This is a genomic window from Achromobacter sp. NPDC058515 (assembly GCF_042721735.1).
In the GTDB taxonomy this organism is placed as follows: domain Bacteria; phylum Pseudomonadota; class Gammaproteobacteria; order Burkholderiales; family Burkholderiaceae_B; genus Achromobacter.
This window is the reverse complement of the sequence record NZ_JBHXNI010000002.1, coordinates 185,183-211,576: the sequence shown is the minus strand read 5'-3', so window position 1 is coordinate 211,576 and position 26,394 is coordinate 185,183. Positions and strand designations below refer to the sequence as shown.

General features: G+C 69.7%; 27 protein-coding genes. 13 read left to right on the top strand and 14 right to left on the bottom strand.

What is annotated here, in order from left to right; genetic code table 11:
* The first annotated feature begins 20 nt into the window (after positions 1-20).
* The gene (locus tag ACFWP0_RS04245) at positions 21-1,406 is read left to right on the top strand and encodes a sigma-54-dependent transcriptional regulator (protein ID WP_377839914.1); all 1,386 of its coding nucleotides are present in this window, start codon (positions 21-23) and stop codon (positions 1,404-1,406) included.
* A 30-nt stretch (positions 1,407-1,436) separates the two neighbouring features.
* Here ACFWP0_RS04245 and ACFWP0_RS04240 read toward each other — a convergent pair whose 3' ends face one another.
* Complete coding sequence (locus tag ACFWP0_RS04240; RefSeq protein ID WP_377839913.1) at positions 1,437-1,811, bottom strand: hypothetical protein; 375 nt, start codon at positions 1,809-1,811, stop codon at positions 1,437-1,439.
* Positions 1,812-1,963: 152 nt separating this feature from the next.
* On the opposite strand from ACFWP0_RS04240, the gene ACFWP0_RS04235 reads away from it, so the two are divergent.
* Positions 1,964-2,185, top strand: a complete 222-nt coding sequence (locus tag ACFWP0_RS04235; protein ID WP_377839912.1) for a hypothetical protein — start codon at positions 1,964-1,966, stop codon at positions 2,183-2,185.
* Positions 2,186-2,197: 12 nt separating this feature from the next.
* Here the strand turns inward: ACFWP0_RS04235 and ACFWP0_RS04230 are convergent, their stop codons facing one another.
* Positions 2,198-2,479 carry a DUF378 domain-containing protein gene (locus ACFWP0_RS04230; protein WP_377839910.1) on the bottom strand — a complete coding sequence of 94 codons (282 nt, stop codon included), beginning with the start codon at positions 2,477-2,479 and terminating at the stop codon, positions 2,198-2,200.
* A 64-nt stretch (positions 2,480-2,543) separates the two neighbouring features.
* Entirely contained in the window at positions 2,544-2,813 is a 270-nt protein-coding gene (locus ACFWP0_RS04225; RefSeq protein ID WP_377839909.1) for a hypothetical protein, read from the bottom strand.
* A gap of 132 nt (positions 2,814-2,945) precedes the next feature.
* On the opposite strand from ACFWP0_RS04225, the gene ACFWP0_RS04220 reads away from it, so the two are divergent.
* Together ACFWP0_RS04220 and ACFWP0_RS04215 are read left to right on the top strand one after the other, a co-directional pair.
* Positions 2,946-3,536, top strand: coding sequence for a hypothetical protein (locus tag ACFWP0_RS04220; RefSeq protein WP_377839907.1), 591 nt, complete (start codon positions 2,946-2,948; stop codon positions 3,534-3,536).
* A gap of 32 nt (positions 3,537-3,568) precedes the next feature.
* On the top strand, positions 3,569-4,186 hold the full coding sequence (locus tag ACFWP0_RS04215; protein WP_377839906.1) for a DUF4142 domain-containing protein: 618 nt from the start codon (positions 3,569-3,571) through the stop codon (positions 4,184-4,186).
* Positions 4,187-4,200: 14 nt separating this feature from the next.
* Here the strand turns inward: ACFWP0_RS04215 and ACFWP0_RS04210 are convergent, their stop codons facing one another.
* On the bottom strand, positions 4,201-5,088 hold the full coding sequence (locus tag ACFWP0_RS04210; RefSeq protein ID WP_377839905.1) for an SDR family oxidoreductase: 888 nt from the start codon (positions 5,086-5,088) through the stop codon (positions 4,201-4,203).
* A 155-nt stretch (positions 5,089-5,243) separates the two neighbouring features.
* Between ACFWP0_RS04210 and ACFWP0_RS04205 the strand changes: the two genes are divergently transcribed.
* Positions 5,244-5,420: a CsbD family protein gene (locus tag ACFWP0_RS04205; protein ID WP_377840465.1), complete on the top strand. Its 177-nt coding sequence runs from the start codon at positions 5,244-5,246 to the stop codon at positions 5,418-5,420.
* A 27-nt stretch (positions 5,421-5,447) separates the two neighbouring features.
* On the opposite strand, the gene ACFWP0_RS04200 is transcribed toward ACFWP0_RS04205, so the two are convergent.
* Entirely contained in the window at positions 5,448-5,789 is a 342-nt protein-coding gene (locus ACFWP0_RS04200; protein ID WP_377839903.1) for a YqjD family protein, read from the bottom strand.
* Positions 5,790-5,864: 75 nt separating this feature from the next.
* On the bottom strand, positions 5,865-6,194 hold the full coding sequence (locus tag ACFWP0_RS04195) for a four-helix bundle copper-binding protein (RefSeq protein WP_377839902.1): 330 nt from the start codon (positions 6,192-6,194) through the stop codon (positions 5,865-5,867).
* A gap of 63 nt (positions 6,195-6,257) precedes the next feature.
* Here ACFWP0_RS04195 and ACFWP0_RS04190 point away from each other — a divergent pair, with 63 nt between their 5' ends.
* On the top strand, positions 6,258-6,503 hold the full coding sequence (locus tag ACFWP0_RS04190) for a hypothetical protein (protein WP_377839901.1): 246 nt from the start codon (positions 6,258-6,260) through the stop codon (positions 6,501-6,503).
* Here the strand turns inward: ACFWP0_RS04190 and ACFWP0_RS04185 are convergent.
* Positions 6,489-7,556, bottom strand: coding sequence for a DNA topoisomerase IB (locus ACFWP0_RS04185; RefSeq protein ID WP_377839899.1), 1,068 nt, complete (start codon positions 7,554-7,556; stop codon positions 6,489-6,491). The two genes, ACFWP0_RS04190 and ACFWP0_RS04185, sit on opposite strands and share 15 nt — an antisense overlap.
* A 186-nt stretch (positions 7,557-7,742) precedes the next feature.
* On the opposite strand from ACFWP0_RS04185, the gene ACFWP0_RS04180 reads away from it, so the two are divergent.
* The 3 genes from ACFWP0_RS04180 (at position 7,743) to ACFWP0_RS04170 (ending at position 9,213) form a co-directional block, all read left to right on the top strand.
* Positions 7,743-7,904: a hypothetical protein gene (locus ACFWP0_RS04180; protein ID WP_377839898.1), complete on the top strand. Its 162-nt coding sequence runs from the start codon at positions 7,743-7,745 to the stop codon at positions 7,902-7,904.
* Positions 7,905-7,952: 48 nt separating this feature from the next.
* Positions 7,953-8,105: a DUF3309 family protein gene (locus ACFWP0_RS04175; protein WP_377839896.1), complete on the top strand. Its 153-nt coding sequence runs from the start codon at positions 7,953-7,955 to the stop codon at positions 8,103-8,105.
* 151 nt (positions 8,106-8,256) lie between these two features.
* Entirely contained in the window at positions 8,257-9,213 is a 957-nt protein-coding gene (locus tag ACFWP0_RS04170; protein ID WP_377839895.1) for a 2-hydroxyacid dehydrogenase, read from the top strand.
* A 24-nt stretch (positions 9,214-9,237) separates the two neighbouring features.
* Here the strand turns inward: ACFWP0_RS04170 and ACFWP0_RS04165 are convergent, their stop codons facing one another.
* Positions 9,238-10,182, bottom strand: a complete 945-nt coding sequence (locus ACFWP0_RS04165) for a LysR family transcriptional regulator (protein WP_377839894.1) — start codon at positions 10,180-10,182, stop codon at positions 9,238-9,240.
* A 132-nt stretch (positions 10,183-10,314) separates the two neighbouring features.
* Between ACFWP0_RS04165 and ACFWP0_RS04160 the strand changes: the two genes are divergently transcribed.
* On the top strand, positions 10,315-11,307 hold the full coding sequence (locus tag ACFWP0_RS04160; protein ID WP_377839893.1) for a Bug family tripartite tricarboxylate transporter substrate binding protein: 993 nt from the start codon (positions 10,315-10,317) through the stop codon (positions 11,305-11,307).
* Between the two features lie 56 nt (positions 11,308-11,363).
* Positions 11,364-12,974: a gamma-glutamyltransferase gene (gene ggt / locus ACFWP0_RS04155; protein ID WP_377839890.1), complete on the top strand. Its 1,611-nt coding sequence runs from the start codon at positions 11,364-11,366 to the stop codon at positions 12,972-12,974.
* Positions 12,975-12,988: 14 nt separating this feature from the next.
* On the opposite strand, the gene ACFWP0_RS04150 is transcribed toward ggt, so the two are convergent.
* Both ACFWP0_RS04150 and ACFWP0_RS04145 read right to left on the bottom strand, forming a co-directional pair.
* Positions 12,989-13,825, bottom strand: a complete 837-nt coding sequence (locus ACFWP0_RS04150) for a universal stress protein (RefSeq protein ID WP_377839889.1) — start codon at positions 13,823-13,825, stop codon at positions 12,989-12,991.
* A gap of 116 nt (positions 13,826-13,941) precedes the next feature.
* Positions 13,942-16,068, bottom strand: coding sequence for an FUSC family protein (locus ACFWP0_RS04145; protein ID WP_377839886.1), 2,127 nt, complete (start codon positions 16,066-16,068; stop codon positions 13,942-13,944).
* A gap of 298 nt (positions 16,069-16,366) precedes the next feature.
* Here ACFWP0_RS04145 and ACFWP0_RS04140 point away from each other — a divergent pair, with 298 nt between their 5' ends.
* Together ACFWP0_RS04140 and ACFWP0_RS04135 are read left to right on the top strand one after the other, a co-directional pair.
* The gene (locus tag ACFWP0_RS04140) at positions 16,367-17,281 is read left to right on the top strand and encodes an EAL domain-containing protein (RefSeq protein WP_377839885.1); all 915 of its coding nucleotides are present in this window, start codon (positions 16,367-16,369) and stop codon (positions 17,279-17,281) included.
* A 161-nt stretch (positions 17,282-17,442) separates the two neighbouring features.
* Positions 17,443-17,622 (top strand): hypothetical protein, encoded by a 180-nt coding sequence (locus ACFWP0_RS04135; protein ID WP_377839884.1) that lies wholly within the window; start codon positions 17,443-17,445, stop codon positions 17,620-17,622.
* Between the two features lie 107 nt (positions 17,623-17,729).
* Here the strand turns inward: ACFWP0_RS04135 and treY are convergent, their stop codons facing one another.
* From treY to glgX, 4 genes are read right to left on the bottom strand one after another with little or no spacing between them, the layout of a single operon-like run.
* Positions 17,730-20,378 (bottom strand): malto-oligosyltrehalose synthase, encoded by a 2,649-nt coding sequence (treY, locus tag ACFWP0_RS04130; protein WP_377839883.1) that lies wholly within the window; start codon positions 20,376-20,378, stop codon positions 17,730-17,732.
* Positions 20,375-22,498 carry a 4-alpha-glucanotransferase gene (gene malQ / locus ACFWP0_RS04125; protein ID WP_377839882.1) on the bottom strand — a complete coding sequence of 708 codons (2,124 nt, stop codon included), beginning with the start codon at positions 22,496-22,498 and terminating at the stop codon, positions 20,375-20,377. Before malQ ends, treY begins: the two co-directional genes overlap by 4 nt.
* Positions 22,495-24,282 carry a malto-oligosyltrehalose trehalohydrolase gene (gene treZ / locus ACFWP0_RS04120; protein WP_377839881.1) on the bottom strand — a complete coding sequence of 596 codons (1,788 nt, stop codon included), beginning with the start codon at positions 24,280-24,282 and terminating at the stop codon, positions 22,495-22,497. The genes malQ and treZ overlap by 4 nt, the downstream gene beginning before the upstream one ends.
* The gene (glgX, locus tag ACFWP0_RS04115; protein ID WP_377839879.1) at positions 24,279-26,390 is read right to left on the bottom strand and encodes a glycogen debranching protein GlgX; all 2,112 of its coding nucleotides are present in this window, start codon (positions 26,388-26,390) and stop codon (positions 24,279-24,281) included. Before glgX ends, treZ begins: the two co-directional genes overlap by 4 nt.
* Positions 26,391-26,394 lie beyond the last annotated feature (4 nt).

Below are 26,394 nucleotides of genomic sequence, written 5' to 3'. Positions count from 1 at the left end.
GAGACACGGAGATAGCAAGCATGCCTCATCTGCTCATCGTCGACGACGACGACGCGATACGGGAAACGCTGGCCGAAATCGGCCGGGAAAGCGGGTTTTCGGTGGCCCTGGCCGCAAGCGTCAAGGACGCGCTGATACAGCTTGAACGCCAGGCGCCGGACCTGGTGCTGACGGACGTGCGCCTGCCGGGCGGCAGCGGCATGGACATCTTCAAGAATGTGGCGGTGAGCAGCGCCGAGGTCGTCGTGATGACGGGCCACGGCTCGGTCGACAACGCGGTCCAGGCCTTGCGGCTGGGCGCGACCGACTACCTGGTCAAGCCCATCTGCATGGAGCGCCTGAACGAGATCCTCACCCGCATCATCACGAACGCGGGCGGCGACATCCCCGGCACCCCGTTTGAAGAGCCCGGGCGCTTCGGCAAGCTGTATGGAAAATCCGAGCGCATGCTTGAGCTGTATCGCCAGATCGGGCGCGTGGCGCCCACCAATGTCACGACGCTGCTGATCGGCGAGAGCGGCACCGGCAAGGAACTGGCCGCGCACGCGATCCATGAACTCAGCTCGCGCCGCCAGCGTCCGTTCATCGCCGTCAATTGCGGCGCGATTTCGCCCAATCTTATCGAAAGCGAGATGTTCGGCCACGAACGCGGCAGCTTCACCGGCGCCGACCGCCAGCACAAGGGCTACTTCGAACGCGCGGACGGCGGCACGCTGTTCCTGGACGAAGTGACGGAGATGCCGCTGGACCTGCAAGTCAAGCTGCTGAGGGTGCTGGAGACCGGGCAATTCATGCGCGTCGGCACCAACCGCGAAATCGCCTGCGACATCCGCATCATCGGGGCGACCAACCGCAACCCCGAACAGGCGGTGCAGGAAGGCAAGCTGCGGGAAGACCTGTATTACCGCCTGAGCGTTTTTCCCGTGGAGCTGCCGCCGCTGCGCGAGCGGGGCGACGACATTCTGTTCCTCGCGCAGCGCTTCCTGCAGGCGTTGAACCAGGAGTCGGGCAGGAACAAGGACTTTTCGCCGCATGCGGCCACGGCCCTCAAGCAGTACGAATGGCCGGGCAATGTCCGCGAGCTCAAGAATTTCGTGCGCCGCGCCTTCATCATGGCCGACGGCGATGTGCTGGACGTGGACATGCTGGCGCCGCACGTCACGCCCGGCGGCGAGCCGGGAACCGGGCAGGTCAGCGTGCCGGTCGGCGAGACGCTGGCCGAAGCGGACCGCCGGCTGATCCTCGCCACGCTGGAGCGCTGCAACGGCGTGAAGAAGCAGACGGCGGCGATGCTGGGCATCAGCCCCAAGACGCTCTACAACCGGCTTGAGGAATACGCCGCGGCGGGCTATGTGCTGCCCGGGGAGGACCCGCAGGGCGCAGACTCCTCGCGCGGGTCCGCCTAGGAACAGGGGGCTGTCGAGCCCCCCGGGGCCTTACTTCCCGTGGCGCGTCTTCAGGTCCGCCATGCAAGCGTCCTTGGCGTTGCCGGATAGGGCGTCGCATTTTTCCTTGCCGACCTTGTAGTCGGCCTCATTGCGCGCCTTGGCGGCGTCATGCGTGCTTTCCGCCTTTTCCTTCCCGGCCTTGGCGTCCGCCTTTGCCTTGTCGCGGTTGGCTTCGGCCTGCTGCTGGCAAACATCCTTGGCATTGCCCTTCATGCCGTCGCACTGCTTCTTGTCCATCTTGTATTGATTGTCGATCTGTTCTTCGCTGCGCACGGCGGAGGCGCCGCTTTGGGCTGAAACCTGGAAGGCCAGGGCCGACAGGCACAGGGCAACAGCGGGGCAAACGGTTCTGGACAGTTTCATGACTGACTCCTTTGGGTAGTGATCCGATCTGTGACGGACCTGGGCGATCTGAAGCAAGCGGCGTTCCCGGCGCGCGCGGGAACAGCGCTTGCGCAGGATCTGGGAGCCGGGCTGAGCGCAGGCCGGGCAGGACGAGCGACAAGGAGAACAGCATGAGCACGCAAACCCCGCAGGATCCGGCCAAGCCCAAGGCCAATACCCCCCACGACGAGACGGAAGCCGCCCATGAGAGCGGGCAGTTCGGCGCGGACAAGCCGGGTTTTGGCAAGAAGCCGCCGGCGCCCAAGCGCGAGTCCGACAAGAAGCCCAACGAGAAGGGGCCGGAGTACGAGGAGGGCGGCCAGTATCCGGGCAAGCGGCCCGGCGGGAAATAGGAAGGCGGCGCGTCAGTCCTGCTCTTGCCCCAAGCGAAAGAGCAGCACCACGCAGTACAGCGCGGCGAGCCCGACCAGGCCATGGACGATCCGGGTCGCTGCCGCGTAGGGCAGGATTCTTGCGAACACGTCAAGGTTCACGGCGGCGATCAGGCCGTAGTTCAATCCGCCCGCCACGACGCCGATCAGCGCGGTCCAGTCCAGCACGGAAAGGCCGCGCCGGCGCAAATCCGCGGCCGCGGTTGGCGCTGCTTCGGGCTCGGACAGGTCTTCGTCATTGCCGGAAATTTCCATGGTTCATTCCTCGCGCGCAGCTCTTGGGGCGGACCCGCAGAAGCGGGATGGGCGGTTGCCCGGCTCAGCCGCCATTGCGCACCGGGTTGGGCGCGTCGCGGGAAACGCCGGCTTCTTCCGCATCCGTGACGCGGTCGGGCGCGATGTCGGCGCCATCGTCGTCGCGTTGCGCCGGGTCCACGCTCTCGCGCTCGCCGGTCGCCTGGGAATCGCTGTCGGTGTGCGCCATGCCGGGAGGCAGGTCGCTGGCCGAATCCGACGAATCGCTCGGACCCAGGTCGGGCCGCCCGCTTTCGTCGATATCGGGGAAATCGGGGTTGGGAATGCGGGTCATGACGGTCTCCGGGAAAGGGACGCTCGGGCGCAAGGAACGGGCCAGACGCCGTCTTCGCAGCAAGCGCCGTGCCGGAGATGGCCGGGTATGGGAGTTGCTGCCGCTACGGCCATTCACGACCGGGAGACTGCCATGTCCTTGATTGTCGCTGCACGGTTCCAGACGTTCGACGAAGCCACTTTGGCGGCGCAGAAGCTGTTTGCCGAGGGCTTTACCGAAGACGACATCCATACGTTCTACATCAATACGGCGGGCGAGCACGGCCGCTATCCCTTGGGCGGAGACCGGCTGGCGGACCCGGACGCCAAGGGCGGGCACGTGGGCGCGGTGGTGGGCGCGTCCTTGCTGGGCCTGCTGTTTGCCTGCCTGGGCGGTCTGATCGCGGCGCGCCTGGGCGCGTCCGTTTTCATCGTCATCGCCGCGGCGGGCGTCGGCGCCTACCTGGGCGCGCTGGCCGGCGCGCTGTGGGTGATCGGGCGGGGCAAGCGCCGGGCGCAGGCCGCGCCCAGCGCCCCGCAAACGCACCCGACCGTGCGCCAGGCCGGCGTCATGCTGGCGCTGCACGTGCCGCCACAGCGCGAGGCGACGGCGCGGCAGGTGTTGCGCGACGCCGGCGGCCATGACATCGAACGCGCGCATGGACGCTGGCTGGACGGAAAGTGGGAGGATTTCGATCCGCTGACCCCGCCCAGGCACGTCGAGGCGCCCACGACGACCAACTAAGGCCTGCGGGCGGGCCGCGCAAGGAGACAACAATGAACAAGACGTGGAGAAATGCGCTGGCGGCATGCGCCGCGCTGGCGATGCTGGGCGGCGTGGCCATGGCGCGCGCCGCGGACCTGGCCGAGTCGGACGTCCGCTTCCTGCAAGCCGCGGCAGGAGCGGGCATGTTCGAGGTGGAGGCCGCGGAGCTCGCCCAGAAGCGCGCCGAGCGGGCCGAGGTCAAGGCGTTTGCCGCGAAGATGCTGGAGCAGCACCGCGCGGTGAATGCGGAGCTAAAGACGCTGGCGGCAAGCAAGAAGGTGACGCTGCCTGCACGGCCGGACGAGCCCGACCGCAGCACGCTGGAGCAGTTGCAGGGCAAGACGGGCGCGGCGTTCGACCGGCTGTACGTCGACAAGGCGGCGGTCGATGCGCATGCGATGGCCAACCGCTTGTTCGAGACCGCCGCCAAGGAGTCGGAGGACCCGCAGATCCGCGATTTCGCGGCGCGGACCCTGCCGATGCTGGCCGATCACGTTTCGATGAGCCGCTCCCTGAAGAGCGAGCCGCCCTCCAAGGCGGAGAAAATACTGCCCGCCGTCAAGGGCGAGGCGCCAGCCGTGTCGCCCGCGTCGCGCGAGGCCCCGGCCCTGGTCGTGCCGCCCAAGTAGGGCGGGCCGGGCGCTCAGTCGCCCGCGCTGCCGGTGATGGGCAGCACGATGCCGGTGATGTAGCTGGCGCAGGCCGGCGAGGCCAGGAACACGTAGGCGGGCGAAATTTCCTCGGGCTGCGCGGGCCTGCCCAGGTCGGTGTGCTTGCCGAAGGCCTTGATGGCTTCGGGGCTCTGGTCCGCCGGATTCAGCGGCGTCCAGACCGGGCCGGGCGCAACCGCGTTCACCCGGATGCCTTTGTCCGCCAGGTTCGCCGCCAGCGAACGCGTGAACGCATGGATCGCGCCCTTGGTGGAGGAATAGTCCAGCAGCCTGGCGCTGCCGCGCAGTCCCGTCACCGAGCCGGTGTTGATGATGGAGGCGCCGGCCTTCAGGTGCGCCAGGGCCGCCCGCGCCATGTAGAAGTAGGCCGTGATGTTGGTGCGCAGGGTCTTGTCCCATTTGTCGTCGCTGATCTCGGCCAGCGTATCGGTGTGCTGCTGGTAGGCGGCGTTGTTGACCAGGATGTCCAGCCTGCCGAAGTGCTTGACGGACTGCGCCACGGCTTCCTTGCAGAACGCCGCGTCCTGCACGTCGCCCGGGATCAGCAGGCACTGGCGGCCTTCGGCCTGAACAGCCCGGCTGGTCTCCTTGGCGTCTTCATGCTCGTCGAGATAGACGACGGCCACGTCGGCGCCTTCGCGGGCGAATAGCACGCTGACTGCCCGGCCGATGCCGGAATCTCCGCCCGTGACGATGGCGACCATGTCCCGCAGCTTGCCGCTGCCCTGGTATCCGGGGGCCTGGTACTGGGGTTTGAGCACCATGTCGGCTTCGTTGCCCGGCTTGTCCAGATGCTGCCCAGGCATGGGCGGCGTGGGGTGCGGACGGGCGCCGGTTCCGGCGCTCTTGGGTTGGCTCATGCGACTCTCCTTGTGGAAGGGCGCGGGGCGCGCCTCATGCCTGGATCAAGCAAATGGCGTTCCCGGCGCAAGGCAGGCACGCTGCTTGCTCCGTATATCAGGCCGACGCCGTTGGGGCGCGCGCGATCCATCAACGCAAGCGAAGAGAGAAAGCCATGAACAAGGACCAAGTGAAGGGCAAGGTCAATGAAGCTGCCGGCAAAGTGAAGGAAGTGGCCGGCAAGGCGACCGGCAGCGCTTCCACCGAAATGAAGGGGACTGCGCAAAAGGTGGCCGGCAAGACCCAGGCGGCTTACGGCGACGCCAAGGAAAAGGCGAAAAAGCCGGGCTGATGCCCGGCGCTCCCTGGCGCGGCGCGGCTACTGGCGTCCCACGATGACGCCGAACAGAAAGGCCGCGCCCGCGACCAGGCCGATCGCCTGCCAAGGCCGGGCGTGGATGTACTCCTCGGTGCAGTCGATCGTTTCGCGCATCAGATCGCCGGCATTGTCGGATGCGTCGCGCAGGCTCCGCCGCGTGGCGTGGAGCTGGTCCGACAGGCGCGCCTTCAAGTCGTCCAGATCGGTTGCCGCGGTGTCGCTCAGCGTGGCTTCCAGTTCGTCGATCCAGCTTTCCGGATGCCGCGAGCGCCTGCGCGCGCCGCGATTGTCCGGGCCGTTCTCGGGGAAGTCGGAAGGCAGGGGGGTGTTCGTAGTGGCCATCGAAAGCTCCTGACGGTCGGGCGGAAAATGCGCCAGCGCGGACCGGCCCGGTCGGCCGCGAGGCGGGCCGGGGCGTCAGGCCTCGACCATGTCCCGGCATGCCAGCGTGCAGCCCAGGCAAGCGCCCGCGCAGATCTGGCAATGTTCGGATTCGTGCGATGCGCATTGGCGCGCGCATGCGTCGCATACCAGAGCGCACAAAGTACATAAGGCGGTAGAAAACTCGCCGTTGCGCGCCAGCATGGCGGCGCACAGGCGGCAGACGGCCGCGCAGTCGGTGCACAGGCTGATGCAGCGCGTCATGCCGGAGGCGTTCTCCTCCAGGCATTGGGCGGCGCACTGGTCGCATGCGACAGCGCATTCGTAGCAGGCTTGCACACATTGCTCGAAGTTTGGGTCTCGCATTGCATCTCCTTGTAGCCATGCCGCTCAGCAACTGGCGCGCCCGGCGCGCGCGGGCACATCCGCTTGCAAATTGCACCCAAGCCCGCGACCGCCGCGCGCGCCGCCGACAAATCGCAGGACAACGCTAAGATACTGCCGCCGCGCGGCCCCGTCGACGTGCCCAGGCAACCGGATAAACCCGATGCCGGCACGCCCGATGTCGCGGCCCGCGACAAGCGCGCGGTGGTCGACAACAAGACCGAATCGAACTGGGCGGATGGCGGCGCGCCGCAGCCCCGGGCCAAGAACGCGCGCTCATCCATTCTTTGATTTCACCGCCGGCGCGGCCTGGCTGCGCAGGAAGGCCAGCAGCCGCCGTTCGTCCGCATTCAGGCCCCGGGGCCCGGCGGGCGCGGCCGAGCGCGGCGGCAGCTTGCCCGCCAGGTAGGCGCCGAGAATGGCGGGATGCACATAGCAGGCCCGGCAAACGGCGGGCGTGTTCGCCAATCGCCTGGCCACCTGCCTGATCACGTCCACCGCTTCCTGCCTGGCCTGGCGCTCGTCCGCGGTGGGACGCGATTGCAGCGCGGCGTAAGCCATCACCGAGCCGGCCCAGGTCCGGTAGTGCTTGGCGGTGAAATCCCCGCCGCCCGCGTCGCGCAGGTAGGCGTTCACGGCGCCCGAATCCACCGGACGCCGTGCGCCGTCCTCATCCAGGTACTGGAACAGCTGCTGGCCTGGAATGTCCAGGCACCGGCGGATCACGCGCGCCACGCGCCGGTCCGTCACGGTCACGTCGTGGGGCACGCCGCTCTTGCCCTGGAAGCGGAAACGGAAACGGCTGCCCGCCACCGTGGTGTGGCGGCGCTTGAGGGTGGTCAGGCCGTAGGAATTGTTGGCGCGGGCGTATTCGCGCGCGCCGATGCGGATCAGCGTGATCTCAAGCAGGCGCACCAGTACGGCGATCACCTTGTCCTGCGTGAGGCCGGCCGTTCCCATGTGGCGCGCGACCTGGCGCCGGATGCGGGGCAGCGCCAGGCCGAAGGACAGCAGGTTCTGGTACTTGTCGGCGTCTCGCACCGCCGTCCACGCGGCATGGTAGCGGTACTGCTTGCGGCCGCGCGCGTCGCGGCCGGTGGCCTGCAGGTGCCCATGCGGGGAAGGGCAGATCCACACGCTTTCATACGCGGGCGGAATCGCCAGCGCATTGATGCGCTGGATTTCCGTTTCGTCGGCGATGCGCTCGCCTTGCGCATCCAGGTAATGAAACGCATGGCCGTTGACGCGCACGCGGGTGTATCCCGCCTGCGCGTCGTCCATGTAGACCAGCTCGGCGTCCCCGGCGGGAGGCCGGGCCGGCTCTAGTTGCGTTCTGGCGTCCATTCCCTCTCCGGCTGCGCGGACGGCGCCGGCGCTTGCAGCATGCGGCGTGCCCGAAGCGGCCGCGAACCGCCGGACGCACGGGTCGGGCACGCCGCTTGCTGACCATGAAGCCAGCAATAACGTCGTCGAACCGATCAGGGCCGGGCGCATTTCCCGCCGCGGCGAGGATCTTCAGAGGAGAGTGCAATGCAAACCATCCTGCAACTACACGTGCCGCCCAAGCCGGATCCCATTCCGCCCGGGTCGCCGCCCGGAGACCTGCCGGTGGATCCGGACACGGACGAACCGGACGTGGACCTGCCGCCGCTGTCGCCGCCGGTGAAGGAAATCACGCCGCCCCAACCCTGATGCTCGTTGCCGCCGAATAACTCGAACCAATAAAGACGAGGAATCATCATGTCGACCATCCTGCTGATCATTCTCATCCTGCTGCTTATCGGCGCCGTGCCGGCGTGGCCGCACAGCAAAGGCTGGGGCTATTACCCCAGCGGCCTGCTGGGCATCGTCGTGATCGTTCTGATCGTGCTGTTGCTGATGGGACGCATATAGCGGCCCGACGGGCGCCTGGAAGCCGCGCGCGCTTGGCGCGGGCTCCAGGCGCCCGCTGTTCCCGGAATGGCCGGCCCATGGCCTGCGCGGTGGTGTGCACGGCCGGCCAGGCGTAAGATCTGCGGGTTTTTTCCTACCCCGCAGCCCCGCCATGAGCATTCCCTTACTGATTCTGATCGACAGCGTTCAGGACTATCTGCCCTCCATTGAAGAACGCGGCTTCCGCGCCATCTTTGCCCCCACCGCCGAAGCGCGGGCCCAAGCCATCCGAGACCATGCCAGCGAGATCCGCGTCGTGCTCACGCGCGGCGCCACCGGGTTTCGCGCCGACGAAATGGCCGCGCTGCCCAAGCTGGAGCTGGTCTGCTCGCTGGGCGTGGGACATGAGAACATCGACCTGGCCGCTGCCGCCGCGCGCGGCATCGCGGTGACCAACGGGCCGGGCGCCAACGCCGTCTCGGTCGCGGACCATGCCATGGCATTGCTGCTGGGCGCGGCGCGCCATCTGCCCCAGGCCGACGCGTGGGTGCGCCAGGGGCATTGGAGCGGCTTCATGGGGCCGCAGATCACCGGCAAGCGCCTGGGCATCCTGGGCCTGGGCACCATAGGCCTGGAGATCGCCAGGCGCGGCGCGAACGGCTTTGACATGAGCGTCGGCTATTACAGCCGGCGCGCCCGTCCCGAATCCGGCTATACCTATTTCGATTCCCCCAGGGCGCTGGCCGCCGCATCGGATTTCCTGGTCGTGGCCACACCCGGCGGCGCCGGCACGCGCCACCTGGTGGACGCCGGCGTGCTTGAGGCCCTGGGTCCGGACGGCTATCTGGTGAACATCGCGCGCGGCAGCGTGGTGGACACGCAAGCCTTGATCGACGCGCTGGCGCAGCGCCGCATCGCCGGCGCGGGCCTGGACGTGGTGGATGGCGAACCGCGCATCCCCGACGCGCTCAAGCAGTTGGACAATGTGGTGCTGACGCCGCACAGCGCGGGCCGTTCGCCCGAAGCCGTGGCGGCCACGGTGGCGCTGTTCCTGGACAACGCGACGGCGCATTTCGCCGGCCGGCCGGTGCTCACGCCGGTGCGCGACGCGCAGGCCCAGGCGGCCTGAGCAAGCCCCGGGTGTGAACAGGCCCTAGTCCGCCACCAGGCGCTCGGCCTCCGCGTGCAGGTCGTCGCGGAAGCGGCGCAGCAGCGCCGTGTCGTTGTCGCGGGTCCAGACGGCGCCCAGCTTGGCGAAGGCGATCTCGGGAGCCAGCGCGACGGCGTCCAGGAAGCCAACCTCCTGATAGTGCTCGGCCACCGAGCGGGACAGCACGGTCAGGTAGTCGGTTTCGCGCAGCAGCGTTTGCACCGTGATGATGGACGCGGTCTCGACGCGGGGCGAGGGCACGGGCATGCCCTGGTCCATGAAGGCCTGCTCCAGGCAGCGCCGCATCAGCGTGCCCTGCGGCGGCATGATCCAGCCATAGCGGGCCACGTCCGGCCATCCCGGCGCGGGCGACTGGGCCAGCGGATGGCCCTTGCGCGCCACCACGCGCAGCGCGTCGTCGATCAACAGCGACGAGGCCAGCCCCAGCTTGTGGACGCGGATATCCAGCGGACCGATGATCAGGTCCAGCTCGCGCAGCTCCAGCTTTTCCAGCAGCACTTCCAGCGTGGCTTCGAGCACGTGCAGGAACACGTCCGGGTGCCGCGCCTGGAAGCGCGCGATCGTCTTGGGCAGCAGCGCGGGCGCGGCGGACAGGATGGAGCCGATATGGATCCGGCCCGACAGGCCGGTCTTCAGCGTGTCGAGGTCCTGGTGGGTGCGGCGGATTTCGCCGACCATGCGCCGCGCGTGCGCGGCCAGCAGCTCGCCCGCCGGCGTCAGCGAGAAGTGCGCGCGCCCGCGTTCGCACAGCGGCAGGCCCAATAGCGCTTCGATGTCGGCCAGCCAGTGCGACACCGCCGACTGCGTCATGTGCAGCGCGTCCGCCGCCGCCGTGATGCCGCGCGCCTCGGCGATGGTCAGGAACACCTCCAGGTGCCGGTACTTGAGCTTGCGCGCCCACGGGATGTCGTCGATCTTCCAGTTCATGAGCGAATGCTAATGGAATGTTCTGGATTATTCATTAGCAATTCATGTGTCTGATCGGCAAAATTTGCCGGCAATGCGGCGATCCGCGCTGGTTGCGCACGCATTCCTGCTTACCTGGACGTACCGAGAACAATGATGAAGACAAAGGGAATTTCTACGCTGGCGGCGCGTTTGCTGGCCGGCGCCTGCCTGGCCGCGGCGGCTCATGCGCCCGCCTGGGCGGACACGTACCCGGCCCGGGGCCTGTCGCTGGTGGTGCCGCAGGCGGCCGGCGGCAGCACCGACGCCATTTCGCGCTTGTGGGCGCAGTACGCCGCCAAGAAGCTGGGCCAGCCGGTGGTGGTGGAGAACCGGCCCGGCGCGGGCGGCATCATCGCCGTGCAGTACGCCCTGCGCCAGCCGGCCGACGGCTACACGGTGCTGTCGGCCGGCATTTCGCAGATGGTGCTGAACAAATTCACCTACAAGCCGCTGGCCTACGATCCTGACAAGGACCTCAAGGGCGTGGGGCTGCTGACGACCAATCCGTTCCTGCTGGTGGCCAGCAAGGAATCGGGCATCCGGAACCTGGACGACCTGATCCGCCTGGCGAAGGCGGATCCCCGCGCGCTCAACTTCGCCACGGCGGGCCTGGGCAATTCGACCCATGTGGTGGTGGAAATGCTGCAGCAGCAACTGGGCATCGAAATGACCAACGTGCCCTTCGGCGGCGAAGCCGCCGGGCTGACGGCCTTGCTGGGCGGCCAGGTGCAGGTCATGGCGCCGGTCCTGAGCACGGGCGTGCCCGCCGCGCTTGCCGGCAAGGTCGTGCCGCTGCTGGTGCTGGGCGACAACCGCTATGCCGAGCTGCCCGACGTGCCGTCTGCGGCCGACAGGGGGCTCACGGGCTTTGGCGGCGTGGGCTGGCTGGGCCTGGCCGTGCGCAGCGGGACGCCGCCCGATGTCGTCACGCGCCTGCACGCGGTGACCGAGGAATTCCTGAAGGACCCGGACACGGTGTCGCGCCTGAAAGCCATGCAGGTGGAATTGATGCCGGGGCCCGCCGACGCGCTGGACCGCAAGATCGCCGCCGACACCCTGCAATGGAGCGCGGTGCTCAAGGACATCAACCTGAGCAGCAAATAAGCGCCGCGGCCGGCCCCGAGGGCCGGCCGGCGGGCCTTTCCCGAATGGAGAACAGCATGAACAAACTCACGTCGATGGTGTGCGCGCCGCAGCCGGAAGCGGCCGACGCCGGCATCGAGATCCTGCGCGCCGGCGGCAACGCGGTGGACGCCGCCGTGGCCACGGCCCTGGTGCAGACCGTGGTGGACCCGCTGATGAATGGCATCGCGGGCTTCGGCAGCATGGCCGTGTACCTGCCCGGCCAGACGCATGCCTATCTGGATTTCCACGCCCGCGCCCCGCGCGCGGCGCGGGCCGACATGTGGCTGCACGCCCTGGAGGGCGAGGCCCGCGACGGATTCGGCTTCATCCTGAAAGACCACATCAACGAACTGGGCTACCAGTCCATCGCCACGCCGGGCTCGCTCAAGGCCTTCCACGAAGCGCAGCGCGACTTCGGCAAGCTGCCCTGGGCCGACGTGGTGGCCCCCGCCATCGACTGGGCGGCGCGCGGCTGGCGGGTGCGCCCGCACGTCGAGGAGTTCTGGTCGATGCCGGCCGAACTGGGGCACACGCCGCATTCCGCCCGCCTGCTTTTTTCAGAGGACGGGCGCAAGCTGTACTGCCGCGAGGACGGCGCGCCCAAGCACGTGAACGACCTGGTGGTCAATGCCGACTATGCCGAGGTGCTGCGGCATATTGCGCGGCACGGGGCGGACACCTTCTACCACGGCGAACTCGCCGAACGCATGGCGGACGATGTGCGCGCGCATGGCGGGCTGCTGTCGCGGGAAGACCTGGCGGCGTATGAAGTGCGCCGCCACGAGCCCCTGCGCGGCGCCTTCCGCGGCTACGAGGTGACGACCAATCATCCGCCCGGCGGCGGCCTGATGCTGCTGCAGATGCTGAACGTGCTGGAGCATTTCGACCTGCGGGCGCTGGGGCATAACTCGGTCGAGTACATCCGCGTGGTCGCCGAGGCCATGAAGCGCGCGTCGGCGGACAAGGACAGCCATATCGGCGATCCGGACTTCTTCGACGTGCCGGTCGAGATGCTGCTCTCGGGGGAATATGCGCGGGCGGCGGCCGACGAGATCCGCCGCGGCGTCAAGCGCGATGTGCCCAGGCTCAACAGCGGCAAGCCGTCCAAGGACACCACCCAGGTCAGCGTGGTGGACCAGTGGGGCGGATGCGTGTCGATGACGCATTCGCTGGGGCTGCCGTCGGGCGTCATCACGCCGGGGCTGGGCTTCATGTACAACGGCTGCATGGCGCAGTTCGACCCCCGGCCGGGCCGCGCGGGCTCGATCGCGCCGGGCAAGTCGCGCTTCAGCTCGATGTGTCCGTCCATCCTGTTCAAGGACGGCAGGCCGGCCCTGGTGATCGGCGCGCCGGGCGCCACGCAGATCGTCATGGGCGTGATGCAGGCGATCCTGAACGTGGTGGAGTTCGGCATGACGATGACCGAGGCCGTCAGCGCTCCGCGCTTCTCGGCTACCGGCAATCCGATCGACATCGCCAACCGCATCGGCTTTCGGACCTCGGCGGAACTGGAGGGCCTGGGCTATCAGGTCATCCGCGAAGTGCGCAAGTACGGCTTTGCCTCCGTGCATGGCATCCGCGTGACCGGAAACGGGCTGGACGGCGGCGCGGACCCCAACCACGACGGCGTGTGGATGGGGTTCTAGCCGCCCGCGCCGCGTCAGTGCGAGAACATGATGGGCACCGTCATGCTCTTGAGGATGGATGCGGTGGCGCCGCCCATGGCCCATTCGCGGAACTTGCTGTGGCCGTAGGCGCCCATGACGATGAGGTCGGCGCTGTGGTCGGCGGCCGCATTGAGGATGGTGCTGCCGACTCCCACGCCCTTGATGTCGCGGCGCACGTGGTCCGGCGCCGGCATGCCGTGGGCGACGAAGTACGTGACCAGGTCTTCGAAGGGGATCGCCTCGGCGTTGCGGGTTGCGGCGCCTTCGTCCATGGTCAGCACGACCAGGTGCGAGGCGGCGCGCAGAAGCGGCGCGGCATCGGCCAGCGCGCGGGCGGCTTCGCGGCTGCCGTCCCAGCACAGCATGACGCGGTCGCCGACGACGGGGAACTGTCCGCTGGACGGCAGCACCATGACGGGGCGGCCGGCCGACAGCAGGGCCTGCTCGACGAACTCGTTTTCGTGGGCGGCCTCGACGTCCTCCCGGTTCTGCTGGCTGACGATGATCAGGTCGCTGGCGCGGCCATGCAGCGCGACGGTGGCGCTGGGCGAGGATTCGCTGGCGCGCACGATGGCCGGCACGTCGGCGGCGGCCGCCGCTTCCAGGAACGCGTTCTGCACCGCGCCGCGGCTCTGCGCCTGCAAATCCTTCATGACGCTGAGCGTGCGGGACATCAACACCGATTCGCCGTAGTAATACTGCGGCGGGGCGGAACTGGCATAGATGCCGACCAGTTCGGCCTTGTGGCGCTTGGCCAGCGCCAGCGCCAGCTCGGTGCGGCGCTTGCAGTCGAACCCGTGGTCCAGGTGTACGGAAATGCGGCGATACATGGCGGCCTCCTCAGGCAAAAGCGTTCCATGTGCATATGGTTGCGCTTTACGCAGGCCCGGCCATTGACGCGCATCAAGCAGGCCACGGTTTTCCGGGGCTGGCGCAAGCGCGGCGGCTATTGCGGCGGCTGCTCTCTTTGCACCCGCTCGCGCAGCTGCCTGATCTGGCGCGCCTGCTGCGCGATGCGGTCCAGCGGCGCGGCGAGCGCCGGATCGGCCGCGCCGATGGCGGCGGGAACAGCGAGCGGGCGCGCGCCGTGGCCGGGCGCGGACTCCTGCTCATGCAGCGCCTGCGCGAGCGCCGTTCCGTAGTCGCGCAGTGCGGGCGCGGCCGGCGAATCCGCGGGCAGGGCCGGCTGGATCTCCAGCACGGTGCCCGCGGCGGTGATGCGCCGCATGGCGCTGAGCAGGTTCATGGCGGTGTCGACGTTGCGGTCGCGATGCACCGGGTTCTGCTGCAGCCGCTGCAGCGAGGCCTCGGCATTGTCCGCCGACAGGCAGGCCAGCCGGCGCAGGCCCACGATGTCCTGTGGCGCCTCGCCGCCGCCGCTTTTTTCCTGGATCAGCGCGAGCGTGTAGTCGGCGTGGCGCTCCAGCGCCCGCGCCAGGGCGCCGGCCAGTTGCCGGGGTTCTTTTTCAGGCCAGACCAGTACGCCCACCAGCAGCGCCAGGATGCCGCCCAGCACGCTGTTGAAGGCGCGCAGCGCGGCCAGCATGGGTTCGTAGATCTCGGGTTGCTGGATATGGCTGACCAGGACGAACTGCGAGGTCAGGAAGAAGGTGAAGAGCGCGTAGTGGATGGTGCGGGCGGCAAAGGTGCCCAGCGCGATCGGTAGCACCGCCAAAGCCACGGACAGGGGCGTGCTCAGCACCAGCCCCAGCAGCGAAGCGCCGACGGCGCCGGCCACGCTGCCCGTCACGCGCTCCAGCGTGCGCTGCCAGGTGGTCGCGAAATAGGGCTGCAGGACGAAGACCAGCGTCAGCGACATCCAATACCCGTGATTGACGGCGAAGGTCTTGGATAGGGCGACGGCGATGGTGGCGCCGATGCCCACGCGCAGGGCGTGGCGGAAAGCGTCGGACTCGAAGCCCAGGTTCTGGCTCAGGGTGCGCCAGGCCTGGCGCGCGCGGCTCGGGCCGAGCCGGCTTTGCGCGGGCGCCGCGGGCGCGGCGCCCTGGTCGAACAGGGACTGCATGACGGCCTGGGCGTTATGCAGCAGGCGGTCCAGCACCGGCACCATGGCGGCAAGGTCCGGCGCATACGCCATCGCGCCGCCGCGCAGGTCGTGCAGGCCGGCGCCGTAGTGCGCCAGCCGTTCGCGCAGGCATTCCGCCTGCTTGGCGTCGTTGATGTCGGAGGTGCTGGCGATGGCGTTGCAGACGCTGGCGTAGTGGTGCATCGCGTGCGAAAGGTGCGCGCCGGCGCTGCGGCCGAGCCAGCGCGGCGCGTTCGATTCCAGCAGGTCGGCGGCGGCCACCAGCGCAATGAAGCTGTCTTCGGCGCTGTCCAGCAGATAGAGCAGCTGATGGGCGCGGGCCCGCCGCGACGGACGCGCGTCCTGCACTTCGCGGATCCGTCCGCGCGCCAGTTCCAGCGCGGCGCGCTGGGCGCTGCGCTGGGGCCGGGTGACGGCGCTCCAGGCCTGTGGGCCGCCGGCGGGCGTCAGGCCGGAATACATGCGGGCCAGCGCGTCGGCAAAATCCGCCAGGCCGCGGTAGCAATGCGCGACGGCATGGGTCGCGTCCTTCCAGGGGCGGCGCCGCCACACCAGCGCCGTCATGAGGATGGCCCACACCGCGCCCGCCAGGAAGAACAGCGTGTAGGACAGGCTTTCCGCCAGGGTGGGGGCCGGCAGTTCGGCGGCCACGACGAAGCCGGCCGACAGCAGGGTGCCGACGATGGCCGCGGCCGGACCCAGCACGCGCAGCAGGCCGCCGAAGGTGCAGCAGGCGAAGGTCAGCGGCAGCAGCAGCCACAGGTGCGCGGCGCTGGCGCTGGCCAGGAAGCAGAACAGGGCGCCGATCAGGCCCAGGGCCAGCATGGAGCCCGCGCGCTGGCGCAAGGGGCCGCCCGGGTCGCCGAAGCAGGCCCAGAACGCGGCGATGGCGGTCCACCCCAGCCGGGGCTCGTGCGCCAGCACGGCCAGGATGACGGGCGCGGCGCTGATGGCGGCGGCTTGCAGGGCGTCGAGCCACAGCACATTGCGCAGGGATGCGCGCCAACGGGTAAGCAGGTTCGTCACGCGAGTAGAGAGTCGGCGGGTTGCGCCCTGGATTGGGCGAAAGACGCAAACCCTACCATGTCGACAAGGCGTTTTTCGCGGGCGGAGAGGGCGGCGTCCACGGTGCGCGCGGCACATGATTCCGCGCACCTTAATACGGGTGGTTACATATGTGTGACTTTATGCCGACAAGCGCGCAGAATTGCCCGACCACACCCGAAAAGCCGCACACGGTGGCCCGGAATATTCATGTCCCATCTGCCTTTTTCTGCGCCCGGACAGCGCAGGCCGTAACCCGAGGCACGCGAGGAGCATAGACATGATGCCGAATACACAGGCTTGCCCGAACCCGGCGGCGAGCGATGAAGACATCGCCGCCATGGTCATGGGAAAGGATGGCTTGCGCGTGCTGTTTCAGCCGCAGGTGGACCTGCTCACGGGCAGGATCGTGTCCGCGGAAGCCTTGGCGCGGTGGCAGCATCCCCGGCTGGGTCTCGTCATGCCGGCCGAGTTCATCCCGGCGGTCAACCGCCTTGGACTGGACAGGGCCTTTTTTGAGCGTGTCTGTGTCCGGGTCATCGACGCGCTGCTGACGCTGCGGCGCGCCGGCATCGCGGTGCCAGTGGCGATCAACGCGCCGGCCACCACGCTGTCGGACCAGCGCTCGGTGGAATTCCTGCTGGACCGCATCTACGCCGCGGAGCTGCCCGCGTCGCTGGTGCGGGTGGAGTTGACCGAGGACCAGCCTATCCGCGAACTGGAGGTGCTGCGCGCGTCGCTCTTGCGGCTGGAGGAGGCCGGCTGCGAGGTCAGCCTGGACGATTTCGGCACCGGCTATGCGTCCCTGAAGCTGCTGTCCGCCATCCCATTGTCCGAAGTGAAGATCGACCAGTATTTCGTGACGCGCATGCGCCGCAGCGCCGTGGCGTTCGAAGTCCTGCGCACCGCGGCCGAACTGGCGACGCGCCTGGGCTGGCGCGTGGTGGCGGAAGGGGTGGAGAACGTGGCCGATATTCCCGCCCTGCGCGCCGCGGGCTGCCGCTATGGACAGGGTTTTGCCCTGGGCCGCCCCATGCCGCTGGACGCATTGATGGTCCGCCTGCGCACGCAGCGCGATGGCGGCGAGCCGCTGGCCGCGCCCGCCAGCTACGCCTCCTCCTGGCTGGAGGCCTTCGGGAGCGGCGCGAAGGACGCGGAGTCCGCGTATCCCGCCCGCCATGGCGCGATCCTCTAGCCCCTTGGGCTCAAGCGCAGTTTTTACCGACGTTGCGGGATTTGCCGAGGCGGGGTCCGTCCCCGGGAATCTGCCGGGGTCCGCGCGCGGCGCGCGGCCTTGGGCACGCCAGTTGCTCTGTATGGTTCAGCGGAATCCTTCCGCCTACTAGGAGACTTGCAATGGCCAATCCGAACCAACCCGACCAACAAAAGCAACCCCAAAAGCAGCAGACCCAGGAAAACCCGAAGGACCGCCAGTCCCCGGGTCAACAGCAACCCGGTCAATCTGGCCAGCAAATGGAGAAGGACCGCAATCAGCCGGGCCAGAGTCCTGGCCAAGAAAACAAGACCCAGCGCTGACGCGCTGCCTGCGCGCTAAGCCGGTAGACCGGCAGCGCAGGCGTTGACGGCCATGTTCGCGCCCCTGCCGTGGCGCGGACGTGGCCGTTTGCATTCCCGCATGCCGCTCAGGGCGCGACGGCCAGGCACAGGGCAGCCGGACCGTCCCGCAGCGCTTCGGACAGCAGCAGGCAACCGTCGGCCCGCGTGCGCAAGCGGCGGCCCGTCAAGGCGTCGTGCAGGGTGGGCCGGGTGTTGTCCTCGGGCAGGCGAAGCACCGTGTCCGCCCAGAATGCGCGCGCGCCCGCGGCGTCGTCCTCGGCATAGCCGGCCAGTTGCCGGGCGCAGAGGCGGGAGGCGACGATCAGCGCGTGCTGTCCGTCGTGCCGGCGCAAGAAGGCCAGCGCGTGAGAGGCCTGCGCGCCTTCGGCCGGCACGCGCACACAATCGCCATCGGTGGACGGCCCCGGCAGGCGCTGGCGCGCCGTCAGCAGCCGGTGGATCAACGACTGCTTCACCGAGCCCGAGCGCCATGCCGCCGCCGACAGATCCATGCCCACGCCCCGCGACGCCTGCGCCAGAAGGGTTGCGCGCAACGGGTAGTCCACCGGACGGCGGTTGTCGGGATCGACCAGGCTGAAATCCCACAGGTCCGTGCCCTGGTAGAGATCGGGCACGCCGGGCAAGGCGTTGCGCAGCAGCGTCTGCGTGAAGCTGTTGATCATGCCTGCCGGCGCCAGGCGCAAGGCAAAGGCGGCGATGTCGGCCAGCAGTTCGCGGCCCGCGGCCTCGTCGCGCAAATAGGCCAGCATGGCCTGCGCGGCCGCTTCATAGCCTGCGTCCGGATCGGTCCAGCTCGTGTGCAGCTTGGCTTCGCGCAGGGCCTTCTGTTGCCATTGCCCGATGCGCTCGATCCAGTCGTTGAGCCGGGCCGGCTGCAGCGCGATCTGCTCCGCGCCCCACTCGGGCGGCCACGCGCCGACCAGCGTCTGCAGCAGCAGGTAGCGGTCCGCCCGGGTCGGGGCGGCGCCGGCGGGCAGCGCCGCCAGCCAGCGGCCGGCGGCCTGGGTCCACGTGTCGGGGATCTCCGTCAGCACGGCCAGGCGCGCCCGCGCATCCTCGCCCCGCTTGTGATCGTGCGTGGCCGTGGCCAGCATGGCGCGCGGGTGCGTCCGGGCCCGGTCCGCGCACAAGGCCTGGAACGCGTCGGGCGACAGCGTGGGGCCGTCGGGCGACGCGCCCACTTCGTTGCGCGACAGCAGCGGGCCCCAACGGTAGAACAGTGTGTCTTCGAGCGCCTTGGCGGCCAGGGGCGGCGTCAATTGCTGGAAGCGGCGCAGGGCCGCCTGGCGGTCCGCGGCGGGGGACGAGCCGTCCAGCCATTGGTCGACCTGGGCAAGCAGCATCGCGTCCGCGGAACCCTCGCGCGCGGCCAGGGCCTGGGCGGCGCGCCGGGCGGCGATGGCGCACCAACGCTGGTCGGCCTGGCTGCGTCCGCCGTCCTCGGCATAGGTGCGATAGACGGGAAACGCGGCCAGCCAGGCAGTCAGCACCCGGTCGATGGCGTTTGCGCTCCAGTCGCGCGTCCGTTCGTCCTGCCTGGCGATGCGTTCCAGGCTGCGCACCAGCGCCTGCCGCTCGGCGGGAAAGTGCCGGGCCAGCATCCGTTCGCGCGCGGCGCGCAACTGTTCCAGCGGCGTGCGCGCGTCGCCCGCCAGCGTGTCCCAGAACGCGCGCAACGCCGCCACGCCCTGGGGCGCGTGCAGCAGGGCCCCGGCTTGGTCCATGAAGTCGTAGCCCGTCGTGCCGTCCGTCAGCCAGCGCGGGTCTAGCAGCTCGTCCTGGGCCAGGATCTTCTCGACCACCAGATACGGCTGCGCCTGCCGCAGCGCCTGCGGGCGGCTGGCGCCGGCGACGGCCAGGCAGCGCGACAGGCGGCGCAGGTAGGCGCCCGGCGACGCCAGCCCGTCGATATGGTCCACCCGCAGGCCGTCGAGCACGCCTTGCGCATAAAGGCGCAAGACCAGCGCGTGGACGTCGTCGAACACGGCGTCTTCCTCGACGCGCACCCCGACCAGCTCGCTGATCTCGAAAAAGCGCCGCCAGTTGATCTGGTCGGGCGCCGCGCGCCACCATGCCAGCCGGTAGTGCTGGCGTTCCAGCAACTGGTGCAGGCGCTGGCGGCCGGCCGGATGGGCGGCATCATGCTCGCGCAGCAGGTCCTCTGGATCGGCGCCGCGCGAGACCGACGAGGCGGCGACCGGATAGCGCTGGCCCGATACGTCCAGTTCGACATGCGCGCGGCCGGCGTCGCACCGCAGCGCGATGTCGCCGCGCGCCAGCGAGACGCCGTAGGCTTCGGGCAGCACCGGCACGAGCACCTTGCCCCGCAGCGCGAGGTCCGGCGCCTCCCAGTCGATGTCGAAATGGCGCGACCAGGCGCTGGCCGCGCCATGGGCGAGCACGTCCCGCCACCAGGGATTGGAGGGATGCGCCGCCATGTGGTTGGGCACGATGTCGGCGATCAGTCCCAGCCCGCGTTCGCGCGCCGCATGCGCCAGGCGCAGCAGGGCAGGCTCGCCGCCCAGTTCGGGGTTGACGGCGCCATGGTCGGTGACGTCGTAGCCATGCGTGGAGCCGGCGCGCGCGCACGTGATGGGCGACAGGTACAGGTGGCTGACGCCCAGGTCGGCGTAATAGTCCACCTGGGCGCAGGCGTCGTCCAGCGTGTAGCCCGCGTGCAGCTGCAGCCGGGCGGTGGCGCGGGGTGTGCTCATGGGCGTTTTCTTCCGGTGGCGCGCACGGCGTCCAGGCGCGCTTGCGCGGCCGGGTCGGCGAAGGTGGCGCGTATGCTCAGGGGCAGGCGCTGGCGCCAGTTCGGATGCGTATCGATGGTGCCGGGCAGGTTCGGCTGGTCCAGCACGCCGGCGACGTCCTCCATCGGCACGAGCAGCAGCGGGCAGGGGGCCGAAGCCACGAAGCGCAGCATCTCGGCGAGCGGCGCCCGGCCGGGCGGCGCCTCGCCGCCGGCGCCGAGCGCTTGCGAGAGCAGGCGCCGGTCCAGCTCGCGGCCGCGCCGCAGCGCGGCCTCGTCGTCGTCCGCGCCCAGCAGGTCCAGCTTCACGCGCCAGTCGATGTCGCGTCCCGACCACCAGCCGCGCAAGGTGGGCAGGTCGTGCGTGGTGGTCATGGCGGCGGCCTCGCGCGGCCAGTCCGCCGGGTCGGTGAACTCGGCCGGCGCGTCCGGCTCCGCCGACGCATCCGGTTCCTGCCGCATGAACCACAGCACGTTCATGCCCAGCAGCCCGTTGTCCTCCAGGCGCTCGTTGAAACCCTCGGGCACCGTGCCCAGGTTCTCGCCAATGGCGAAGGCGCGGTGCCGCCAGGCTTCGAGCGCGGTCAGCGCCAGCAAGGCTTCCAGCGGATAGCGCAGGTAGCCTCCTTCGCCCGGCGCGGCGCCGTCCGGCACCAGCCACAGCCGCGCCATGCCCAGGATGTGGTCGATGCGCAATCCGCCGGTGTGCGCCAGGCTGGCGCGCAGCATGTCGATGAAGGCCGCATAGCCGTTGACGCGCAGCGCGCGCGGCGAAAACGCTGTCAAGCCCCAGTTCTGCCCCAGGGGGTTGTAGATGTCCGGCGGCGCGCCGATGGCCATGCGCGGCATCAGGTCCGCCTGCCGGCTCCAGGCGTGGCTGCCGTCGGGGCTGTCGCCCACGGCCAGGTCGGCAAGCAGCCCCAGCCGCATGCCGGCGTCGCGCGCCGCCGTGTGCGCCGCGGCCAGGCTTTCCGCCGCCAGCCATTGCGCGAACTGATGGAAGTCGACCTCCAGGGCGTGGTCTTGCGCAAAGCGCCTGGCCTCGGCCGATGCCGGATCGCGCAGCCCGGCCGGCCATTGCTGCCACGGCAGCGCCGCGCCGGCTTGCGCGCGCTGCGCCGCCTGAAGCGACTCGAACACGGCGTGGTCGCGCAGCGCCTGGCCGCGCGCCGCGCAGAATCGCGCATACCGCTGGCGCAGTCCGGCGGCTCCCCCCGCCGCGAACTGCTGATGCAGGCCGCGCAGCACATGCAGCCGATGCGCGGCGGCACCCGGCCAGTCGATCAGGTCCAGTCCGTCCAGCGCGCTCAGCTCGGCGGGCTCGATGCCGGCCAGGGCGCGGGCCAGCGCGTCCTGGCCCAGCACCGCGGCGGGAGCGGCGTACAGGACATTGAGGAACAGGCGGCTGGAGGGCGCGTACGGGCTGCAACGCTCGGACTGCGCGGCGAACATGGCGTGGACAGGGCTGATGGCCAGCACATCCGCGCCTTGTTCCGCCGCGGCGACGGCAAGCTCGCGCAGGGCGCCGAAGTCCCCGAAGCCGTGCGTGCGCGGCAGCGCGGCGCTTGCGTCCTGGCGCAGGCTGTAGACCTGCGCGCAGACGCCCCAGCAGCGCGGGTCGCTGGCGCCGGTCAGTTCGGCCAGTCCGGGCGCCTGGCGCGGCGCGACCGCCAGGACGGTGTCGCCCGACGCCAGCGACAGCCGGTGGTAGCCGGGCTCGTCCGGCGCGTCCAGGAACGGCGCGGCGCCGGCTTCGTCCACGGTGTTGCCGTCGATGACGCGGCCGGACTCGCAGACGATGCGGTACGGGCCATGCGCGGCCCCCGGCAAGGGCGTGCGCGCGCGGCTGCGCGTCACCAGCAGGGGCGGCAGCGCGTCGCCGGCTTCGGACGCGAGTCGCTGGCGGCTGTCGCGGATGTCTTGCTCGCTTTCGGATGGCAAGGCCAGCGCCGCCAACAGCGCCCGCAGCGTGTCGGCGGACAGGCGCCGGGGCCGCTGGCGCGCGTCGATCCAGTGTTCCGCGATGCCGGCCTCGGCGGCCAGGGCGGACAAGTCGCTGTCGGGGACGGCGGCGGCGCTCATGCCGCTTCCTCCAACAGCCAGACCGTGCAGTCCGGGCAGAGCTCGCCGTGCGCCAGCGCGTCGCGGCCGCCGGCCAGCGACTCGAACAGCAAGGTGGCATACAGGTCCGGGCCGGACTGCAGCGCCGGGGGCACGGCCTGGCGTTCGGGGCCCAGGTTGGCATAGACGGTCAGCCGGGCGCCATCGGCCAGTTCCCAGCGGGCAAAGACGCTGCGTTCGCCAATGGCGGCCGCGCCCAGGCTGGTCGCGCCCGCAAGCCGGGGCGAGATCAGGCGCGCGCGCAACTGCAGCAAGGCGGCGTAGTCGCGCATCCATTCGTCGGCGTCCTCGGCGCCCGCCCAGGGATTGCTGGCGTCATAGGTGGCCGGATCGTTGGGGTCGGGCAGTTGCGCCGCCGGCGCATCGCCCGCGAATTCGGGAAAGGCCGAGAACTCCCGTTGCCGGCCTTCGCGCACGGCTCGCGCCAGCGCCGGGTCCGCGTGGCTCGTGAAGTACAGGAAGGGCGCGCGCGCGCCGGATTCCTCGCCCATGAAGATCAGCGGAATCTGCGGCGCCAGCAGCTGCAGCGCCACCGCCGCGCGCAGCCGCTGGCGGCTGTCCACCAGGCTGGCCAGGCGCTCGCCGCGCGCGCGGTTGCCGGTCTGGTCGTGGTTCTGCAGGAACAGCACGAAGGCGGTGGGCGGTAGGGTCGCGCAGGGTTCGCCTCGCGCCAGGCCGCCGCGGTAGGGCGAGGGCTGGCCCTGGTACAGCCAGCCTTCGGCGAGGCACCGGGCCAGCGCCTGGGCGGGCGCCTCGCAGTAATCCGCGTAGTAGCCCCGCGTTTCGCCGGTGAGCAGGTGGTGCAGCACATGGTGGGCGTCGTCGTTCCATTGCGCATCGAAATCGCCTTGCAGCAGGCTGGCGCGGTTGTCGTCGTTCTCCAGCACCAGATGCACGTTGCGCTCGGCCGAGACGCCTTCGCGCACAAACCCGGCCAGTTCGTGCAGCCATTCGTGTCCCGTGATCGCATGCACGGCGTCCAGTCGCAGGCCGTCGAAGCGGTACTCGGTCAGCCAGTACAGCGCGTTCTCCTTGAAGAAGCGGCTGACGGCGGGCTGGCGGAAGTCGATCGCGTCGCCCCAGGGGGTGTCGACGTCCGCCCTGAAGAAGGGCGCGGCGTAGCGCGGCAGGTAGTTGCCGTCCGGCCCGAAGTGGTTGTAGACCACGTCCAGCATCACGCTCATGCCCAGCCCGTGGGCGCTGTCGATCAGGCGCTTGAGCTCATCCGGCGTGCCGTAGGCGGTGTCCGGCGCGTAGGGCAGCACGCCGTCGTAGCCCCAGTTGCGCTCGCCGGGAAAGTCGGCGATGGGCATGAGCTCCAGCATGGTGATGCCCATGGACGCCAGGTCCGGCAGCCGGGCAAGCAGCCCCGCATAGCCGCCCGCCAGGCCCGCGTGGACCTCGTACAGCACCGTCTCCTCCCACGGCCGGCCGGTCCAGCCGGGGTGGCGCCAGTCATACGCGCCGGGCGCGACCACGATGCTGTCGCCGTGCACGTCGCCGTCCTGCAGACGCGATGCCGGATCGGGGATGGTGGTGGCGGCGTCCAGCCGGTAGCGGTAGCGGGCGCCCGGCGGACAATCCACGTCGGCTTCCACAAACCCGTCGGCGTCCGGCCGCAGGGGGATGGGCGAATGCCCCTCGACCTCCAGCGCCAGGCCCTCCGGCGCGCTGGGGGCCCATAGCCGGAACCGCGTGACGCCGCTTTCAAGCGGCACGGCGCCGAAGGAGTAGCGCCGGGTCATGGCGCGTCTCCCGGCACTTGCGCGGCGGCCAGGAGGACCAGGCTGTGGGCCTCGACCATCACCTCCGTTTCGGCGAGCGGCGCGGACGGGGCCTGCGTGGCGGAGTCCAGTTCGCGGATCCAGGCGATGGCAGGTTCGGGCAGCGCGAAAGGCACCGCCTCATGGGTGGGGTTCATCAGCAGCAGGGTCACGTCCACGCTGCCGTCCTCGCGCAGCGCCGCGCGCCGCAGGCCCATGACGCGCTCCTGTTCCGACTCCCAGGCGGGCGCGTCGAGTTGCGCGCCGCTTGCGTCGAACCACGAAATGGCGGCCACCCCCGGGCTGAGCTCCTGGCTGGCGTCGCCATAGCGCGCCCCGCGCACGCTGGGATGGGCCCGGCGCAGCGCGATCAGGCGCGCCACGTAGCGGCTCAGCGCGCGGCCCGCGTCGCTCTGCGCCTGGGTCCAGTCCAGCCACGACACCGGATTGTCCTGGCAGTAGGCGTTGTTGTTGCCTTCCTGGCTGTTGGCGAATTCGTCGCCGGCCAGGATCATCGGCGTTCCGTCCGACAGCAGCAGGCTGGCGAGCTGCGCGCGCTGCACCCGCCCGCGGGTTTCCAGGATCTCCGCGTCCTCGGTCGGGCCTTCGGCGCCCCAGTTGTGGCTGTAGTTCTCGGAATGCCCGTCATTGCCGTCTTCGCCGTTCGCCTCGTTGTGGCTGCCGTCGTAGCTGACGATGTCCGCCAGGGTCAAGCCGTCGTGCGAGGCCACATAGTTGATGCTGGCCCAGGGACGGCGATGGCGGCGGTCGAACAGGTCGCGCGAACCGCAAAGGCGGGCCGCCATGTCGCCGCGCATGCCTTCGTCGCCGCGCCAGTACCGGCGGGTGGTGTCGCGGAACTTGTCGTTCCATTCGGCGAACCCGGGCGGATGGTTGCCGAGCTGGTAGCCGTCCGGGCCGATGTCCCAGGGTTCGGAAATCAGCTTCAGCCTGGCCAGCACCGGGTCCTGCAGGATCACGTCGAAGAATCCCGCGCCCGGGTCGTAGCCGTTGCCCTCGCGTCCCAGGGTCACGCCCAGGTCGAAGCGAAAGCCGTCCACGCCATAGGAGCCGGCCCAGTAGCGCAAGGAGTCCGTGACCATCTGCAGCACCCGGGGGTGCGACATGTTGACCGTGTTGCCGCAGCCGGTGTCGTTGATGTAGTGGCGCTCTTCGCCGGGCATCAGGCGGTAGTAGCTGGCGTTGTCCAGCCCGCGCCAGGACAGCGTGGGGCCCATCTCGTTGCCTTCGCAGGTGTGGTTGTAGACCACGTCCAGGATGACCTCGATGCCGCCCGCGTGCAGGCGGCGGATCGCCTGGCGCAGTTCGTTGGGGTGCTGCTGCAGATAGGAGGGCTCCGGCGCGAAATAGGACAGCGTGCTGTAGCCCCAGTAGTTGCGCAGCCCGCGCTCGGTCAGGAAATGGTCCTGCAGGTACGCGTACACCGGAAGCAGCTCCACGGTGGTCACGCCCAGCCGCTGCAGGTGTTCGATGAAGCGCGGATCGGCCAGCGCCGCGCAGGTGCCGCGCAAGGGCTGGCGCAGGTCTTCGCGCTGCATCGAGACGCCGCGCAGGTGGACCTCGTAGATGGTGGTGTCGTTCCAGGGCGTGCCCGGCGCCTTGCTGTTGCCCCAGTTGAAGGGGCTGTCGTCGGCGACGATCGCCTTGGGCATGGCCGGCGCGCTGTCGCGGCGGTCAAAGCTGAGATCCCCGCGGGAGTGGTTCATGCGGTAGCCGAAGAGCGCATTGCTCCAGTGCACGGGCCCGCTCAACTGGCGGGCATAGGGGTCCAGCAGCAGCTTGTGCGGGTTGAAGCGATGGCCGTTGTGCGGGTCGTAGGGCCCATGCGCGCGGTAGCCGTAGAGCAGGCCGGGCTGCGCGTCCGGCAGGTAGCCGTGCCAGACCTCGTCCGTGCACTCGGGCAGGTCGAAACGACGCAGCTCCTTGCGGCCCTTCGGGTCGAACAGGCACAGTTCGATGCGCGTGGCGTTCGCGGAAAAGACCGCGAAGTTCACGCCCAGGCCGTCGCTGGTCGCGCCTAGCGGATGAGGCTGGCCGCCATTGATGCGCGTCAATTGGGAGGGGTCCATGGAG